We start from the raw sequence: 17,675 nt of genomic DNA, 5'->3' as shown, positions 1-17,675 counted from the left end.
GCCGGCAAAGCCGGCCCCTGAGGTCACAGAATGCCCCGCGTGAGGTCAGAGCATCGTCTTGTCACGCACGGCCCCCTTGTCGGCCGAAGTGGCAAAGTGCCCGAACACCTTCAGCGCGAACGACACCTCACGCTGTCGGTTGCGGGGTTTCCAGCCATGCACGTCCATCGCGGCACGCCGCCGGGCCAGCTCCTCTTCCGGAACCTCCAGCCGGATCGAACGGTTCGGGATGTCGATGGCGATTGTGTCACCGTCCTCGACCAGGCCGATCATCCCGCCAGACGCTGCCTCCGGCGAGACGTGCCCGATCGACAGCCCCGACGTGCCCCCCGAGAAACGACCATCGGTCAGCAACGCACAGGCCGCCCCCAGACCCATCGACTTCAGGTAGCTGGTGGGATAGAGCATCTCCTGCATGCCCGGGCCGCCCTTGGGGCCTTCGTAGCGGATGACCACCACGTTGCCGGCCACCACATCGCCACCCAGGATGCCGGCCACGGCGTCTTCCTGGCTCTCGAAGACCTTGGCCTTGCCCGTGAACTTCAGGATGCTCTCGTCCACGCCCGCCGTCTTCACGATGCAGCCGTTCTCGGCCAGATTGCCCGAGAGCATGGCCAGACCGCCGTCCTGACTGTAGGCATGGGCCCGGTCGCGGATGCAGCCCTCGGCCCGGTCCTGGTCCAGCGTCTTCCAGCGGCAGTCCTGCGAAAACGCCTCGGTCGTACGGACGCCTGCCGGACCTGCCCGGTAGAAGGTATGCACCGCCTCGTCCTGCGTCTGCATGATGTCGTAGCACGCCAGCTGCTTCTGCATCGACACGCCCAGGATGGTGCGCGTCTGGTTGTGCAGCAGCCCGGCCCGATCCAGCTCGCCCAGGATGGCCATCACCCCGCCGGCCCGGTGCACGTCTTCCATGTGGTACTTCTGCGTGTTGGGCGCCACCTTGGACAGGCAGGGCACCACACGCGAAAGCCGGTCGATGTCGGCCATCGTGAAGTCCACCTCGGCCTCCTGGGCCGCAGCCAGCAGGTGCAGCACCGTGTTGGTGGAACCGCCCATGGCGATGTCCAGGCTCATCGCGTTCTCGAAGGCGTCGCGCGTGGCCAGCGCCCGCGGCAGCACCGAGGCATCGTCCTCCTGGTAGTAGCGGCGGCACAGCTCCACGATCTGGTCGCCCGCCTGCAGGAAGAGCTGACGGCGGTCGGCATGCGTGGCCAGGCAGGAACCATTGCCCGGCAGGCTCAGCCCCAGCGCCTCGGTCAGGCAGTTCATGGAGTTGGCCGTGAACATGCCCGAACAGGAACCACAGGTCGGACAGGCCGACTTCTCGATCATGTCGCTGTCGGAATCGCTCACCGTGGGGTCGGCGCTCTTGTAGATGGCGTCCACCAGGTCCAGCTTGATCACCTTGTCGGCCAGTTTCGTCTTGCCGGCCTCCATCGGCCCGCCCGACACGAACACCGCCGGAATGTTCAGTCGCAGTGCGGCCATCAGCATGCCCGGGGTGATCTTGTCGCAGTTGGAGATGCACACCATCGCGTCCGCACAGTGCGCATTGACCATGTACTCCACCGAGTCGGCGATCAGGTCGCGCGAGGGCAGCGAATACAGCATCCCGCCATGGCCCATCGCAATGCCGTCGTCCACGGCAATGGTGTTGAACTCCTTGGCCACCGCCCCGGCCTTCTCGATCTGTTCGGCCACCAGCCGGCCCATGTCGCGCAGATGCACATGCCCCGGCACGAACTGCGTGAACGAGTTGACCACGGCAATGATCGGCTTGCCGAAATCGGTTTCCTTCATGCCGGTGGCGCGCCAGAGCGCGCGGGCACCGGCCATGTTGCGGCCCTGGGTACTGGTGGCAGAGCGTAACTTGGGCATGATCTCTCCAAAAAAATAGCCGGCCATTTTACATCCAGCCGGCTTCTTTCCTGCCATGAAACATCCCGACGCCACCCCCGCAGTTCCGGGTATCACGCCGGATGATGCAAGCCATCAGGACAGCCGCAGATCACTGGGACAAACGCCTTCCGGTCACCCCGGCAGCACCAAGCCCACCGGCCTGAAGGCCGTCAAGGCCTTCAGACCTCCACGACGCGCAGCGTGGCCAGGATCGCACGATTGCACGCATCCAGCCCCAGGTGGCTGTTCTCCAGCCAGACCAGCACATCCGGCGTCGGTCCCTGCTCGATCGACTCCACCACCCGCAGCAGCGGTACGTGCGGCCCCGTGCCCTTCACCAGCGCCTCACGCACGGCGTCGGGCACCCGTACCTTGGCCAGCAGCTTCGAGAACGGCTGCCCCAGCGCCCGATCCAGCAGCGAGAAGACGCCCAGCAGGAACATTTCCTCGCGCAGCTCGCTGTCAGCGCCGTGGCCGACCAGCTGCTCCAGGATCAGCCCCCGTCGGAACGAGGCCAGCATCAGCGGTCGGCGACTTTCGTCGGCACTCACGCTTACCAGCATCAACGACAGCCAGCGGCGCAGCCCCTGGTAGCCCATGAACATCACCGCCTGCTGGAAATTCTGCACGGGTACCGACAGTCCGAAACCCATCGAATCAATATGCTGCAGGAGCCGGAAAGCGATCTCCGGCTCCTGGCGGACCACCGCCTCGATCTCGCGCAACGACGCATCCCGGTCCACCATCGACAGCAGCCGCAGCACGCCCAGATAGTCGGCGCTGCCCACTACCGAATCCGAGGGCACCAGCGGCGGAATCTGCCAGCCGCACACCGCATAGGCGCCCATCGAGAAGGCCTGCTCCATCAGCGGCAGACTGTCCACACCGCTCTGCACCACGGCCGTGTTGCGCCGCGTACGTGGCCGGATCAGCCCCGTATCCGGCTCACCCTCCTTCCCGCGCCGCTCATCCTCGACATCCACCATGGCCAGCCGAAACACCGCCAGCAGCTCCTCGGGCAGCTGCGTGGCGGGCGTTCCCTGAAGCACCATGCCCATGCCGCGATCATGCAGCAGAAGCAGCATCTGCTGATGCTCCGGATCCTCGGCCACCGTCGCCGGCACCTCCAGCCACAGTCCCGGAGTCGGCTCCAGATCACCCAGTCCGGCATCGAACTCGGCCTGCGGCGCCGACAGCAGCAGCGTATGCGACTGCAGTGGCCGATCTCCGGCCATCAGCCGATACAGGTCCGAAAGCCGCGTCGGCTCCTCACCCAGTGAGGCAAATCGCACCTGCAGGGCCATGATGCGACGATCACGGTCGATCACGGGACGGTAGCCGATCAGCAGACTGGACAATGACATCAATGCACTTCCCGAAAGACGGAGGATCCCGGGCGCAGCCTACCTGCGCCCCCCTGCTCCCTCAACCCTGCAGCGATCAGAGGTAGTCGAACATCGACAACCGGGAGACCTGCGAATAGGTCTGCATGGCAGCACGCAATGCCATGTCACGCGACTGGATGCCCGACAGCACCTCGGCATAATCGGTGTCCATCAGGTCCGAGCGGCGCTGGGATGCACTCAGCTCACCCGACGACAGCAGACGTTCGCGCGCGTCGATCATGTGCATCTGCTCGCCCAGGATGCTGCGCTGCTCCGACATCAGGTTCAGCGTCTGATCCACCGACGACATCCCGCGCTTCAGTGCGCCATCGACGTCACCGTTGCCGCGCAGCGCGCCAATCACCGTATCCAGCTCCTGAAAGATGCTTTCTTCATCCCGGGCGCCAAACCCCTGCATCACCCACGAACCGTCCACCGTCAGGTCATACGGAATCCGAAGACCCGTCTGCCGTACCCCCGGCTCGCTCTGGAAGGTCGGATTGTTCTGCGGCCAGAAGGGTGCATGCTCGCTGCCACTGCCGCCAAAGATGTAGTTGCCGTCCTGTGTCTGCTGGTTCGCAATGTCCAGCAGCTCGATGCGGTACTGCATCAGCTGCCCGGCAATCGTCTCGCGGTCCTCACGGTTCATGACACCGTTGCGGGCACTGATCATCAGGTCACGCGCACGCTGAAGCGTCTCGATGCCGTTGCCCAGCAGGCTCTCGGCCTGAGCCATCTGGCTCTTGGCAAACGACATCATGCGTTTCTCGATGTTCGTCCGTGCCTGATCGGACCGCAGGCGCTCGACTTCGGCCGCTGCCAGGGGGTCGTCGCTGGGGCGATTCACCTTCTGGCCAGTCGAGGCCTGCTGCTGCAACTTGGCGATGGTCGCCTGCTGCTCGGTGATGGTCTGCACCGCCTGGTTACGGAACTGGTTGCTTGCCACTCTCATCATCGTCACCTTGCCAGAGCCAGAATCGAATTGAACATTTCATCAGCGGTCTGGATCACCTTCGCCGCCGCCTGGTACGCCTGCCGGTACTGCAGCAGACGTGCCGCCTCTTCATCCAGGTTCACCCCGCTGCGGTTGGCCAGCACCGTCTTGGCACCCTCCAGCATCTTGGCAGATGCCTTCTCCGACGTCTTGGCCTGCAGTGCACGGCTCCCCACATCCGACAGCAGAGACGCGAAGGCCTGGCTGAAGGTCGCACCATCCACGTTATGCCGATCGGCCAGCAGCGTCATCTCACGGGCATTGGCGTTGTCCTGGCGTGGCGCGCTACGCTTCTTCATCTCCAGTACATCCCCCATCGCAGGGCGCCCGCTCAGCGTCAGCGTCCAGCCGTTCGCCTCCACATTAAAGGGCTTGTCGGGTTCGAATTCCTTCTCGGCCCCCACGGCATTGCCATTCACCTCGACCCGGTACCGGTTGTTCGCCGTGAAGGTCACCTTGACCGGATCCAGCCCGCCCTTGCCCTCCTCATCTTCCGCAAGCTGCCTGACTGTCGTGAAACCCTTGTTGGCAGCACTGCCATTCACCGTCATCACGTCCGAAGAGGCAATTGCACTACCATCGCGCAGCACCGATCGCATGCGGCCCGCATAAGCGGTGCCTGCCTGGATCATCATCGAATCCCCTGCAGCCATCGCACCGGATGCCTGCCGGATACTCAGACCGTCCACCTCGATCGGCATCTGAGCGAATTCACGACGGCTCTTGCTCACCACGTCTTCCAGCTGGTAGACGCTGCCATCGTAGGAAAGACGGTAATCGGCCGCCTTCAGCTTCGACGTATCGAGAACGCTCACCTCCAGCTTCGCCCCGCCGGTGTTGTGGTCGGCTGCCTGCACCACCGGCTTGCCCACCTCGAACATGGCCTGGCCACGCTTTCCGTTCGCATCCAGACCGCGCGCCTGCTGTGCGTTGTAGGCGCCGGCGAAAGCGGCCGCCATCCGCCCCAGCGATGCCTGAACCGCCAGCAGGTCCTGGTCCCGGAAGCGAAGCAGCCCGGCGATCTCACCCGAACCCAGCGTGCTCTCGCTCATTTCCACCTGCTTGCCGTGAATGTCCAGCATCAGGCGCGTGCGAGCCGAATCGGCATCACCCGGCACGGTCTTCAGCTGGGCCGCCCGCTCCGAAAGAACCAGCGAATGACCGTTGGCTGAATACAGGTTCACCGAACCATCTGGCTGATCGTCACGGGTCAGCTGGATCTTGGAGGCCAGCTCATTGATCAGCGAATCCCGCTGGTCCAGCATGTCGTTGGGCTGATGGCCATTGGCGTAGGACTGCGTGATCTGACGGTTCAGCGATGCCACCTGTTCCAGCCGGGCATTCACGTACTGGGCCGAATCCTCCAGTCGACGGCCTGCCTCACCCACCATCGCTTCCAGTTTCTGCGAGGTTTCCGAGAAACGGTTTGCCACCGTGTTGGCGCGTGCCGCAATCACCGCCCGCGCACTGCCGTCGGCCGGCTGGTTCACCAGGTCGCCCAGCGCCGCACGGAACTCGTCCATGGCCACACCAATGCCCGTCTCGGTATCGGCCAGCAGGTTGTCCACCTGCCCCAGCTGCTGCGCCCGCACGGCATCGGTGCCGGCCAGCGAGGTGCTGCGCGTGACCTCGTCGGCCATGAACCGGTCATAGGCGCGGCGCACGTCCTGCACTTCCACACCGTTGCCGATGTAGCCATGCCCATGGTACTGACCGCCCGCCGTCGCCAGCTGCACCTCCTGGCGCACATAGCCCGGCGTATGCACGTTGGCAATGTTGTGCCCGCCCGTCTGAAGCTGCGTATAAGCTGCTGCCAGCGCGCTCTGCCCGATCTGGATGAGTCCTGCCATGTTGCCCGTCTTCCCTTCTGGTTACTGTCGCTGCCCGGTCACCGCCCGCAGCAGACTGCCGATCGTCTGCTTCAGTTTCGTGCCGTAGGCCGGATCGGTGGCGTAACCGCCCTTTTCCAGCCCCTCGGCAAACTCTCTGGCACTGCCGGCCTGCACCACCTGCCGATAGCGCGGATTGGCCGCCATCAGGGTCGCCCAGTCCGCAAATGCCTCGGCATAGCTTTCGTAGCGCCTGAACAGTTCCACGGACTTTCTGGCCACGCCATCGACATACTCCGTCGTCATCGCGGCCACCGTCCGGCCCGTCCACCCCTTGCCCGCCTTGATGCCGAACAGGTTGTGGCTGGGATTGCCCTGCGCATCCCGTATATCGCGCTGCCCCCAGCCGGACTCCAATGCGGCCTGACCAACGACCCATGCTGCCGGAAGGCCGGTCTGTTGCTGGGCCTTCAGGGCATGCGGCCACATCTTCTGCACGAAGGCTGCCTGCACGGGCCCCAGCGCCGCCAGCCCCTGCCCGGCCACCACCCGACCTCCTGATGGAGACCTCGCCGTGGCATCCAGCTGTCCGCTCCGGGCATCACCACCATGCCGTGACGGATCCCTCTGCCCGCCCTGCCCCAGACCCTCGGCAGCCGACGAAACCACCGCCTCGGCTTCTGGCGCTTTTGGCATGAACGGCTCGCCCTCCCGAGGCGACCAGGCACCGACCACAGACGCCGGACGGGCGCCTTCCCCAGCGCCCCCCAGCAGCTGTCGCTCGATCATCGCGGCCAGACCGTTGCCCTGCCCGGCCGCCATGGTCGAGAGCTGCGTATCCAGCATGCTGGTGAAGGTATCGCTGCCCGCACCATCAAACATGCCGCTTTTCGGCACCGCGTCACGCATGCCCTTGAGCAGCTGACGCATGAACAGCGCCTCGAACTGCTGGGCCACCTGGCGGATGGCCTCCCGATCCTGAGGACTGGCATGGCGCAGCGCATCCAGGCTGCGTCCGTCATAAGCGAGGCCGGCCGACGAGGCCGCATCGGCCCGGGCCGAGAAGGCCGAAGAAGACAGAGACATCGCAACATGCTCCCGGGGGGCGACATTCCGCCCCCTCGCATCATCGAGAATGAAGCACCAGCCGGATCAGATGATCTCCAGCTCGGCCTTCAGGCTGCCTGCCGCCTGCAGCGCCTGCAGAATGGCAATCAGATCCTGCGGCGTCGCGCCCAGCGAGTTCAGCGCCCGCACCAGATCCTTCAGCTGCGCCGATTTCGGCAGCATCATCACGGCTCCGCCCTCCTGGCGCACCGTGATGTCCGACACCTGCCCGGCCACCGTCTGCCCGCCCGAGAAGGCACCGGGCTGGCTCACCACCGGCGTCGAGGACACCGTCACCGACAGATTGCCGTGCGCCACGGCACTGGGTGCCAGCGCCACCGACTGGTTCATGACCACGGAGCCGGTGCGCGCATTCACGATCACCTTGGCCGGCGCGGCCGTCAGTGCCACCTCCATGGATTCCAGCTCGGCCAGGAAGCCCACGCGCTGCGCAGGATCGCGCGGCAGCGGCACCTGCACCACCCGGGCGTCCATCGCCACGGCCTGACGGCCGTCACTGCCCGGGCGCAGACGGATCTTCTGGTTGATCGCATCCGTCACCAGCCGCACGTCCGAGAAGTCCGTGCGGTTGAGCTCCACCCGGATCGAATCGCCTTCCAGCGTCTGATTGGGCACGACCCGTTCAACAGTCGCCCCGCCAGGAATGCGCCCGGCGCTCAGATGGTTGATCTGCACCTTGCTGCCACCGGCCGATGTTCCTGCACCGCCCACCACCACGTTGCCCTGCGCCACGGCGTAGATCTCGCCATCCACGCCCCGCAGCGGCGTCAGCAACAGCGTGCCGCCGCGCAGGCTCTTGGCGTTGCCCACCGAGGACACCGTCACGTCGATCAGCTGTCCCGGCTGCGAGAACGCAGGCAGCTGCGCCGTCACGATCACGGCGGCCGAGTTCTTCAGCTGAGGCGTCACGCCAGCCGGCAGCTGGATGCCCAGCTGCTGCAGCAGCGACTTCATGCTCTGCGCCGTGAAAGGCGCCTGCGTGGTCTGGTCTCCAGTACCGTCCAGCCCCACCATCAGGCCGTAACCCAGCAGCTGGTTGGTCCGAACCCCCTGGATGCTGGCCACTTCCTTCAGGCGCTCGGCCTGCGCCGGTAGACTGCCCATCAGGGCAGCCACCCCACAGGTAGCCGCCAGCAGCCTGGTGATCATTGCCCGACCAGGGCGAAGTTTGTCCGGTCTGCTCATTGATTCTGGTCCTTTCGGGAACCCGGGTTTCACACCCCTTTATCAGACCAGAAAGCGTTCCCTTGGGAACGCCTGATGAAGCCCGGAAAACCCGGGCGTTTCCAGCAGCACCAGCCAGGGGATGCCCTCCCCGAGCTGTGCCGCGGCGAGCGTCAGATCGGCATGACCGACAGGAAGAAGCGCGTCAGCCAGCCCGTCGTCTGCACCTTGTCGATGTCGCCTGCGCCGCGCACCTGCATGCGCGCATCGGCCACCTGCGTGGAACTGACCGTGTTGCCCGGCATGATCGTCAGTGGATCCACAACACCGGCGAACTTCAGCGTCTCCACGCCCTGGTTGATGCCCACCTGCTTCTCGCCACTCACCACCAGGTTGCCATTGGGCAGCACGTCCACCACCGTCACCGTGATGGTGCCGGCAAACTGGTTCTCGTTGCCGGCCGCGCCCTTGCCCTCGAAGCTGTTGCTGGTCGAGGCATCCAGCCCCAGCTTGCCCAGCTTGTCAGCCTTCACGAACGGCAAGGCGCCAAACTTGGCCGATCCCCCGCCCTTGCGGTCAATGGTGCTGTTGGAGCTGTGCTTGGCCACCAGCCGCTCCTCGATCAGGATCGTCAGCATGTCACCCGGCTGGCGGGCGCGGCGGTCCTCGAACATGTTGCGCGTCGCGCCGGCCTGGAAGATGGACCCATTGGCCTCACGCTGCGGCACGGCCCGCATCGACGCCAGCCGGTTGTGATCCACCATCGGCGTGTCGATCCGTGCCCGGGGCGGCATCACCGTCGAACAGCCGGCCAGCGCCAGCATCGACAGCACCAGCAGCGACGTTGCCAGTCGCCCGCCCCCGGAAGCCCGGACGGTGGAACAACGAGGGCCGGAGCCCGAAGTCAGGCGGCGTGTTTCGGTGGCAGGCATCATGCAATCACCCTTCATGCTCAGAGCTGTGAGATACGCGCCAGCATCTGGTCGGAGGTCTGGATCGCCTTCGAGTTGATCTCGTAGGCACGCTGCGTCTGGATCATCGACACCAGCTCCTCCACCACGTTCACGTTGGAGGTTTCCAGATAGCCCTGCTGCAGCAGGCCGGCACCATTGACACCCGGCGTGGCTGCCGTGGGCGTGCCCGAGGCATCGCTTTCCTTGAACACGTTCTGGCCTTGCGGATCCAGACCAGCCGCATTCTGGAACGTGGCCAGCTGGATCTGACCGATCTGCGTCACCCCTTCCTGGCCGGCGATCGTCACCGACACGGTGCCGTCGTTGCCCACCGTCACATCGCGGGTGCCGGGCGGGATGGTGATGGGGGGCGACAGCGGCATGCCATTGGAGTTCACCAGCTGCCCCTGCGCATCCGGATGGAAGGAGCCATCGCGGGTATAGCCGGTCGTGCCATCGGGCATCTGCAGCTGGAAGAAACCGTGGCCGCTGATGGCCAGGTCGAAGCTGTTGCTGGTCTGCTGCAGGTTGCCCTGCGTGAACAGGCGCGACGTGGCGACCGGCCGCACACCGGTACCCAGCTGCAATCCGGTCGGCAGCTGCGTGTCGGCCGAGGACTGCGCCCCTACCTGCCGCATGTTCTGGTAGATCAGGTCTTCAAACACCGCCTGCGAACGCTTGTAGCCATTGGTGCTCACGTTGGCCAGGTTGTGCGAGATCACGTCCATCTGCGTCTGCTGCGCATCCAGACCGGTCTTGGCAATCCACAACGATCGAATCATCTTGTCCTCTCCCCGGTACGCCCCATGCGGCGTCCCTCGTCAATCCATGTCCTTCATCGACCGGTCCCGGTGGCACCACGCACGGGCGCTCTTCCATGACCGACCGACATCATCATTCCCTGCCGGCATCAACCGCGAATCGACAGGATCTGGCTGGCACGCTGCTCGTTGCTCTCGGCCGTCTGCAGCAGCTTCATCTGCATCTCGAACTGCCGCTGAACCTCGATCATGCCCACCATCGACTCCACCACGTTCACGTTGCTGCCTTCCACGGCACCCTGCACCACCCGCACGCTGTCGGAAACCGGCGCCTCGCCGCCTTCCTTCATCCGCATCAGGCCGTCGTCACCCTTCTTCAGCTCGGCCATGTCCGGGTCAACCAGCTTCAGCTTGCCCGCCTGGCTGGGCTTCTGCCGACCAACCTGCACCATCACGGTGCCGTCATCGGCCACCTGCACGTCGGCACCAGCCGGCACCGAGATCGGGCCGCCATCACCCAGCACCGTCTGACCGCGGCGCGTGCGCAGGTTACCCTGCTCATCCACCACCAGCCCACCATCGCGCGTGTAGGCCTCGCTGCCGTCAGCCGCCTGCACCGCGAACCAGCCGTTATCCCGGATCGCCAGGTCCAGCGGATTGCCGGTCTGGCGGATCGGACCGGACTTTCCGTCGAAGCCCGTGGACGTCTCCACGTTGAACACCCGCGTGGTGGCCGTGCCCTCCTCGCGAATCGGCACGGCGCGTGCCGTCATGAGGTCGGCGCGGAAGCCATCGGTGGAGGCGTTCGCCAGGTTGTGCGACAGCGCATCCTGACGCTCCATCAGCGCCTTGGCACCCGTCATCGACAGATAGATCATCCGGTCCATTCATTCACTCCCGTCACGGGGCCAGACACATGCCTCGCCCCGGATTACAAGACATCATCATCGCAGGTTGACGATGGTCTGCAGCAGCTGGTCGTGCGTCCGCACGGTCTGCGCGTTGGCCTGATAAACCCGCTGGGCCGTGATCATGTTCACCAGCTCCTGCGTCAGATCCACGTTGGAGGACTCCAGCGCCCCCGACTGGATCACGCCCAGCGTACCGGTGGAAGGCGATCCCACCAGCGGTGCCCCCGAATCGGCCGTCTCGCCCCACTGGTTTCCGCCCAGCGGCTGAAGCCCCTGCGGATTGGTGAAGTTGGCCAGCGCCACGCGGCCCTTGCTCACCGTCTGGCCATTGGTATAACGGGCCATCAGGCTGCCGTCACGCCCCACCGAGAAGCCGGCCAGCTTGCCGGAGCCGTTACCATTCTGCTCCTGGTGCGCCACCGTGAAATTGGTACCGAACTGGGTCGTGTCAGCGAAATTCACCGAGACGGTATGGTTGCCGCCCGCATCAGCGCCCATGTTCAGCGACACGTCAAAGGTCATGACATTGCTGGTGGTCGGATCCCCATTGCCGTCACTCGCCCCTTTCAGGGTACCGTTGGGATTGAAGGCCAGCTTGCCCACGGCAGCCCCCCCATTGAGCGGCTCACCGTCCAGCGTGCCATGCACATCCCAGCTGTTGTCACCGGTCTTGCGGAAGTACATCGCCATCACGTGCTCACGACCCAGCGAGTCGAACACGCTCACCGACGTGCCGCCGTCATAGGTCTTGGCATCAGTCAGCGTGAAGGCGTTGGCCGGCGTCGTGGCACGTGCATCCACATTCACGCGCACCGCAGCCGAGGTGGTCTGCTTCGGAGCGATGTCCGTCGAATCCAGCTTCAGATCCTGGGCAGTACCGTTGGTCACCACCCCGTTCTTGTCCACCGGATAGCCCGTCAGGCGCTTGCCCGAGGCGTTGACGATGTAACCGCTCTTGTCCAGCTTGAACTGCCCTTCCCGGGTATAGGTGATGGCGCCGCCGTTGTCCGACATGCGGAAGAAACCGCCACCATTGATGCCCAGGTCCAGCGAGTTGTTCGTGGTGGTCAGCGCCCCCTGCGAGAACTGCTGCGCAATTGCACCCACTTCGGTACCGATGCCAGGCGAGACGTTGGAAACCCCGTACACCGTGGTGGCGTACACATCGGCGAATTCGGCACGCGATGCCTTGAAGCCAACAGTACTGGCGTTGGCAACGTTGTGGCCGATCGTGTCCAGATGGCGCGCCGCTGCATTCAGGCCGGAAAGCCCCTGCTGAAATGCCATGGATCAGACTCCTCGAAAAATGGCGATCCGTTGAAATGTCGCGCCCCGGGCAGGGTTCCGCGAACCAATGACAGAAAGGAAGCGATACGTTCCGCATGCGTCATGCACTGTCCTCCAGACCCCATCCAGGAACCGGGGAACATTCACGACGCATCCGGACGATATCGCAATCATGAAAGACTCGATCAGATGATCAACCGGGCTTCTGCCGGCGATACCGGTTTTGCATGGTCCAGCTCCAGCATGGCGCCGGTATTGGTCTGGGCCACACCGGTCACCGTCACCGGTACCAGCGTCTTCGACTCCACCGCGGTACCATCGTCCACGGCCGTCACCGTCATGCGCAGCATGCCGGCATCGATGGGGCGACCATTGGCATCCTTGCCATCCCAGGCCAGGCTGTGTGCCCCGGCATCCAGGTTGCTCATCTGCTGGCTGTAGACAATCTCGCCCCGCTCGTTGGCCAGATCGACCCGAACATTGCTGGCCTTGGCGTTCAGCTCGAAGCCCAGACGCGTCTCACCCGCTTTCGCCCCCTGGAACTCGAAGCGCTCACCCGGCGCCAGCACCTTCTTGCCGATCATGTTGACCGACGCCAGCGCCGTGTTCTGCGCCGCACTGGCCGTGAAGTTCGCCATCGACTTGTTCAGCGACTCGATACCCCGAACCGTGCTGATCTGCGCCAGCTGCGAGGTCACCTCGGCATTCTCCATCGGGTTCATCGGATCCTGGTTGCGCATCTGCGCCACCAGCAGCTTCAGGAAGCGATCCTCCGTCCCGTCGGCAGTACTTTCGTCATTCTTGTTGACGTTGGGGTTGGCCACCCCATCCATCAGACCTGCCGATGCCTTCACGCCGCCGCTGTTGGCATCATCGGTCGTCCTGAAATCCTTCGACTTGTCCTCACCCTTGGCCGCCGTGGGCCAGCTCATCACACCGGTCAGACTCTTCAGCATGCCATTCACCCCTGTTCATATGTCCTTCGTTCACTGACCGATCGACAGCGTCTTGAGTGCAAGCTGCTGGGCCGTGTTCATCATTTCCACGTTGTTCTGATAGGAACGTGAGGCCGAGATCATGTTCACCATCTCCTCGATCACGTTCACGTTGCTGTGCATCACATAGCCCTCGGCATTGGCTGCCGGGTTCTTCGGGTCATAGGTCTGCTTGCCGGGTGTGGGATCCTCGATCACGTCCACCACCCGAACACCCATCGATGCCGAAGCCCCCCGCGTGGACCACTGACGGGCGCCTGCGGCCTGTCGCGCCTCCACCATGGCAGGCTTGAACACCACCTGACGGGCCTTGTAGACGCTTCCATCCGGCCCTGCCACCGTATCGGCGTTGGCCAGGTTGGATGCCACCGTGTTCAGCCGCTGGCTCTGTGCCGACAGGGCGCTGCCAGCCAGCGGAAGAATGTTCATCAGAGAAGACATGCTCGTTACCCCTCTCATTCACCGCGGATCGCGGTCATCATCGTCTTGATGCGGCCATTGAGGAAACGCAGACTGGCCTCATAGCCCACGGCGTTCTGCGAGAACTGTGCACGTTCCCGGTTCAGGTCCACCGTGTTGCCATCCATGCTGGGTTGCTCGGGATGCACGTACTTCAGGTCCGGTTTCCCGCCCGATTTCAGCGCCCCCCCCAGCTGCTGGTGACCACGATGTGTCCGCGCCAGCGCCACGGTGGACAGCCCCCCTTCGGCCGCAGGCAACGCGGCACTGCTGCCTGCATCACTCGCCGGCATCCCTGATGCCTCACGCAGTGCAGCCCCGAAATCGAAGTCCTTCGCCTTGAAGTTCGGCGTATCGGCATTGGCAATGTTGGAGGCAATCGTCTCCTGCCGGCTAGCCCGAAGCTGCAGGGCCCTGCCATGGAAATCCAGTGCGTCCGTCATCTGCTCGAACATGCTCATCCTCGCGCCGCATCACGGCCTTTTTCACGCTGCACATTATCCGCAGCGCCCTCTGGCCCAATCGAAGGAACAGGGCGGGAATTCCCCCCTATTCCATCCCCCAGGGGGTAACCATCATCACCATGCCGCGCTGACCATGGGCCCTCGTCTGTCGCCCTCTTCCCCAACGAGCGTTCTCCGTCCATCGTCGTCGGTACAAAGACCACATTCACAAGGGTCATTCATCCGGACATCCGGCCGCCGATCATCTGCGCATGGCCATTCGTTGGCGCATGCTGTCTTCTTGTTCCTGTCTCACGGTTTCCGATTCACGACATCCGATGAACACTCTGCACCCCGCTCTGCTCTCACTTTTCCGCCTGACCGGACAGCTTGCGGAGCGTGCGTCCACCTTTTCCACCCGCGCGGGACTGGACGAACCCATCCACCATCTGTTGCACGTAAGACGCGAAAAGCTGCACCGTGCCGCCGTTCTCGGGCTGCTGTTGCTCACGCTGCTGGCAGGCTCCGACTCGGAAGCCGCAACACGGGAGCACGAAACATCCGTCGTGCAGACAGCCCATTCATCTCGAGGCGGTGCGCCGGCGTCAGCCCCGCCCTCTATCCAGCCCGAGGCGACTGGCACCACCGTCAGCCCTGGCACCGCGAGCGCGGACACCATGCTGGCCTGGCTGAAACGTCAACCAGGCTTCCCTTCCGGGCAGGGCGTCCAGACACGCCTGGAGATCCTGCGCCAGCCGCGTACCGCACACCTGGCCCCCTGTCAGCACACCGAATACGTGCTGGCTGCCGGCGCGCGTCTCTGGGGGCGCGTCAACCTGGGCGAGCGTTGCACGTCAGGCGCGACCTGGACGGTCTGGCACAATCTCCAGCTCCATGTCGAAGGCCCGGCCCTTGTCGCACGCCAGCAGCTGGCGGCCGGGTCCGTCCCGCAACCTGCCGACTTCAGCGTCCAGCGCGTGGACTGGACCCGATCCCCCACCCCCCCTCTGCCCATCGATACCCGCCTGGGAGGCCAGGAGCTGCAACGGGCATTGGCCGCCGGTCAGTCGCTGCACGCCGATCATCTGCGGCCTGCCCCCAGCATCCGCTCAGGCGAAGTGGTGGCCGCCATTGCCGAGGGCGACGGGTTTAGAATCGCCACCGACGCCATCGCCCTGGCCAGCGCCGGCGAAGGCCAGTCCATCCGTGTCCGCACACCGGGCGGCAAGGTGCTCAGCGGTCTGGTCGAAGGGAAAACCGTGAAAATTTTCCGATAATCGGTCGATTGCCCCTCAAGTTTTCCGGTAAGGGCCCGATAACGCCAATAGAGAGCGTTTCATGCCCCCGCATGACCGCATCATTGGCAAGGAGTTCACCCTCATGATCACCGGAAAGGCACCTTACATCAGCACCGTGTCCCTGCTGAACCGGCCGGTCAACACGGCCGCAGCCGGGGCGGTATCCACACCCGGCGGCACGGAACCCGGCATCGACCCCATCAGCAAGACGGACAAGGTCCATCTCTCGGACCCAGGCCTGAATCTGCTTCCTGGCGACACGCAGGAAACCGATCCTGCACGCGCCGAGAAGGTCCAGGCCATCAAGCAGGCCATCGAAGAGAAGCGCTATCACATCGAGAGTCGCAAGATTGCCGACAAGCTTCTGCGCGAAGCCTCCGAACTGCTGGGCACACTGACCGGATATCCGGAAGACCCGATGAAGGAAGAGCCGTCTGCGGCAAAATCATCCGGTCAACCTTCTTCGGACAGGCCCGAGGGCGGAAAGGACCATGGCACGTCATCCCGCGTGCCCGGCTATCCCCGCTCCACGCGCTCCTATACGGCATGATGCAGCGAAACGATCTTGACGGCATTCTCGATCTGCTCCGGCGGCAACAGGCAGCCCTGGCCAGCCAGGCGCCGGATGCAGTCGACCGTCTGGATTCGATTCATGCAGAGCTGCAGAAGCAGCTTCTTCGCCTTCAGCCGGTGGGCCGTCGTCAGCCCTCCTCTCCAGGCAATCCCGTGGACAGACGCAAGGCGGCTGACATTGCACAGCTTCTGGTGGACAATCGCGCGCTGATGCTGCGCCTGTCGGACAACAACCGGCGTGCGCTGGAAACCATCTTCAAGACACAGCCGCTGGTCTATACGCGGTAGTCTTCTTCGGAAGGCAGCTCGGGCCACCTTCCCGCTCCAGCTTTAAGACGACTCCGTTGATGGGCGTCCCGTGAGCGGGTACCTTCCTCGGCTCATGCTGTCCGCTTCGCTTCCAGAGCGTCTGCGGGGGCACCCACGCCCGGGACGCTTCGCTACGTGCCGATTGTCGTTCTGGTGAGGACGGCTTCATTGAAGGGCCTACGCCTTTTGGAAGACGACTTCGACAAAAGGCGCCCCGTGACCGGGTACCCTCCTCGGCTCATGCTGTCCGCTTCGCTTCCAGAGCGCCTGTGGGGGTACCCGCTCCCGGTTCGCTTCGGTCTGTGTCGGGTGTCGCTCTGGTGAGGGCGGCTTCGTTGGAAGGTGTGTGCCCAATGGAAGACGATTTTTCCAGGTTCTCTCCACCCGCAAGCCGAGAGGCCAAGGGGGCGGAGGTATCTGCCGACGAATCTATTACCGCTTGCGGTTGTGAGGAGGTAGATGCCGCAGTCCCCTTGGCCGGTCTTCGTACAAAACCACTCTGACCCGCAAGCCCCTTGGCCGTCCGTTGCATGCCGAAGAACGGCCACGCAAGCCCCATTTACATCCAATCCCCAAGCTTCGCCCGCAGCCGTGCGACCGCCTGGCTGTGCAACTGCGAAACACGGGACTCGGTGACGCCCAGCACCTCGCCGATTTCCTTCAGCGTCAGCTCTTCCACATAGTAGAGGTTCATCAGCAGCTTCTCGCGCTCCGGCAGGCCGTCGATGGCCGCCACCAGCGACTCACGGAAACGGGCATCCTCCAGACGGCGATCCGGGGTGGGTGCATCGTCGGGCAGCATCTGCTCGATGCGGCTCTCGTCGTCGTCCTCACTGGCACTGTCCTCGAAGTACAGCAGCTGCGATCCCTTGGCCGACGAAAGAAGGCGCTGATACTCTTCTAGGGGGACCTGCAGCTCGTCGGCAATCTCGCGCTCCTGCGCCGGACGGCCCAGGCGCTGCTCCACGGCATGAATGGCCTGTTCGATGCTGCGCTGGCTCTTGCGCACCGAACGCGGCATCCAGTCGGCGTTTCGCAGCTCATCCAGCATGGCGCCCCGCACGCGCTGCATGGCAAAGGTGTCGAACTGCACGCCCATGGCTGCATCGAAGCGCGAGACGGCGTCCACCAGTCCAATAAGCCCCGCCTGGATGAGATCGTCCAGTTCAATGCTGGAAGGCAGGCGCGCAGCCATCTGCACGGCCACGCGGCGCACCATCTTCCCATAGCGTTCGATGACGGAATCGCGGTCAAGCGTTCCGCGCGGGGTATACATCGATTGCA

The 17,675-nt window shown here is 64.2% G+C and carries 17 protein-coding genes; 3 read left to right on the top strand and 14 right to left on the bottom strand.

From position 1 onward, the window contains the following. Window positions 1-45: 45 nt before the first annotated feature. From ilvD to flgB, 13 genes are all read right to left on the bottom strand, one after another. Entirely contained in the window at window positions 46-1,881 is a 1,836-nt protein-coding gene (gene ilvD, locus EL249_RS06890; protein ID WP_040531271.1) for a dihydroxy-acid dehydratase, read from the bottom strand. A gap of 200 nt (window positions 1,882-2,081) precedes the next feature. Beyond that, window positions 2,082-3,266 carry an EAL and HDOD domain-containing protein gene (locus EL249_RS06885; RefSeq protein ID WP_005673509.1) on the bottom strand — a complete coding sequence of 395 codons (1,185 nt, stop codon included), beginning with the start codon at window positions 3,264-3,266 and terminating at the stop codon, window positions 2,082-2,084. Between the two features lie 76 nt (window positions 3,267-3,342). Then, window positions 3,343-4,242, bottom strand: a complete 900-nt coding sequence (gene flgL / locus EL249_RS06880; RefSeq protein WP_005673510.1) for a flagellar hook-associated protein FlgL — start codon at window positions 4,240-4,242, stop codon at window positions 3,343-3,345. 2 nt (window positions 4,243-4,244) lie between these two features. Beyond that, entirely contained in the window at window positions 4,245-6,131 is a 1,887-nt protein-coding gene (gene flgK / locus EL249_RS06875; protein WP_005673511.1) for a flagellar hook-associated protein FlgK, read from the bottom strand. A gap of 21 nt (window positions 6,132-6,152) precedes the next feature. Further along, a complete protein-coding gene (gene flgJ, locus EL249_RS06870) occupies window positions 6,153-7,196 on the bottom strand; it encodes a flagellar assembly peptidoglycan hydrolase FlgJ (protein WP_005673512.1) in 1,044 nt (347 codons plus the stop codon). 66 nt (window positions 7,197-7,262) lie between these two features. After that, the gene (locus tag EL249_RS06865) at window positions 7,263-8,387 is read right to left on the bottom strand and encodes a flagellar basal body P-ring protein FlgI (RefSeq protein WP_005673513.1); all 1,125 of its coding nucleotides are present in this window, start codon (window positions 8,385-8,387) and stop codon (window positions 7,263-7,265) included. 188 nt (window positions 8,388-8,575) lie between these two features. Beyond that, window positions 8,576-9,337, bottom strand: coding sequence for a flagellar basal body L-ring protein FlgH (locus EL249_RS06860; protein WP_005673515.1), 762 nt, complete (start codon window positions 9,335-9,337; stop codon window positions 8,576-8,578). Window positions 9,338-9,354: 17 nt separating this feature from the next. Then, entirely contained in the window at window positions 9,355-10,137 is a 783-nt protein-coding gene (gene flgG, locus EL249_RS06855) for a flagellar basal-body rod protein FlgG (RefSeq protein ID WP_005673517.1), read from the bottom strand. A gap of 128 nt (window positions 10,138-10,265) precedes the next feature. Then, on the bottom strand, window positions 10,266-11,003 hold the full coding sequence (gene flgF, locus EL249_RS06850; protein WP_005673518.1) for a flagellar basal-body rod protein FlgF: 738 nt from the start codon (window positions 11,001-11,003) through the stop codon (window positions 10,266-10,268). Window positions 11,004-11,060: 57 nt separating this feature from the next. Continuing rightward, the gene (flgE, locus tag EL249_RS06845) at window positions 11,061-12,314 is read right to left on the bottom strand and encodes a flagellar hook protein FlgE (protein ID WP_005673519.1); all 1,254 of its coding nucleotides are present in this window, start codon (window positions 12,312-12,314) and stop codon (window positions 11,061-11,063) included. 185 nt (window positions 12,315-12,499) lie between these two features. Continuing rightward, window positions 12,500-13,270, bottom strand: coding sequence for a flagellar hook assembly protein FlgD (locus EL249_RS06840; protein ID WP_005673520.1), 771 nt, complete (start codon window positions 13,268-13,270; stop codon window positions 12,500-12,502). Window positions 13,271-13,300: 30 nt separating this feature from the next. Beyond that, the gene (gene flgC, locus EL249_RS06835) at window positions 13,301-13,750 is read right to left on the bottom strand and encodes a flagellar basal body rod protein FlgC (protein WP_005673521.1); all 450 of its coding nucleotides are present in this window, start codon (window positions 13,748-13,750) and stop codon (window positions 13,301-13,303) included. A gap of 14 nt (window positions 13,751-13,764) precedes the next feature. Then, the gene (gene flgB, locus EL249_RS06830) at window positions 13,765-14,229 is read right to left on the bottom strand and encodes a flagellar basal body rod protein FlgB (protein WP_005673522.1); all 465 of its coding nucleotides are present in this window, start codon (window positions 14,227-14,229) and stop codon (window positions 13,765-13,767) included. A 320-nt stretch (window positions 14,230-14,549) separates the two neighbouring features. Here flgB and flgA point away from each other — a divergent pair, with 320 nt between their 5' ends. The 3 genes from flgA (at window position 14,550) to EL249_RS06815 (ending at window position 16,370) form a co-directional block, all read left to right on the top strand. Beyond that, window positions 14,550-15,488: a flagellar basal body P-ring formation chaperone FlgA gene (gene flgA / locus EL249_RS06825; protein WP_005673523.1), complete on the top strand. Its 939-nt coding sequence runs from the start codon at window positions 14,550-14,552 to the stop codon at window positions 15,486-15,488. A 61-nt stretch (window positions 15,489-15,549) separates the two neighbouring features. Next, window positions 15,550-16,059, top strand: coding sequence for a flagellar biosynthesis anti-sigma factor FlgM (locus EL249_RS06820; protein ID WP_005673524.1), 510 nt, complete (start codon window positions 15,550-15,552; stop codon window positions 16,057-16,059). Continuing rightward, the gene (locus EL249_RS06815; protein WP_005673525.1) at window positions 16,056-16,370 is read left to right on the top strand and encodes a hypothetical protein; all 315 of its coding nucleotides are present in this window, start codon (window positions 16,056-16,058) and stop codon (window positions 16,368-16,370) included. Before EL249_RS06820 ends, EL249_RS06815 begins: the two co-directional genes overlap by 4 nt. Before the next feature lie 580 nt (window positions 16,371-16,950). Here EL249_RS06815 and EL249_RS06810 read toward each other — a convergent pair. Next, window positions 16,951-17,667 (bottom strand): RNA polymerase sigma factor FliA, encoded by a 717-nt coding sequence (locus EL249_RS06810; RefSeq protein ID WP_040529860.1) that lies wholly within the window; start codon window positions 17,665-17,667, stop codon window positions 16,951-16,953. Window positions 17,668-17,675: the final 8 nt, after the last annotated feature.

This window comes from Lautropia mirabilis (assembly GCF_900637555.1).
In the GTDB taxonomy this organism is placed as follows: Bacteria; Pseudomonadota; Gammaproteobacteria; order Burkholderiales; family Burkholderiaceae_E; genus Lautropia; species Lautropia mirabilis.
The sequence above is the reverse complement of the archived record's forward strand: the minus strand, read 5'-3'. Positions and strand labels throughout refer to the sequence as shown.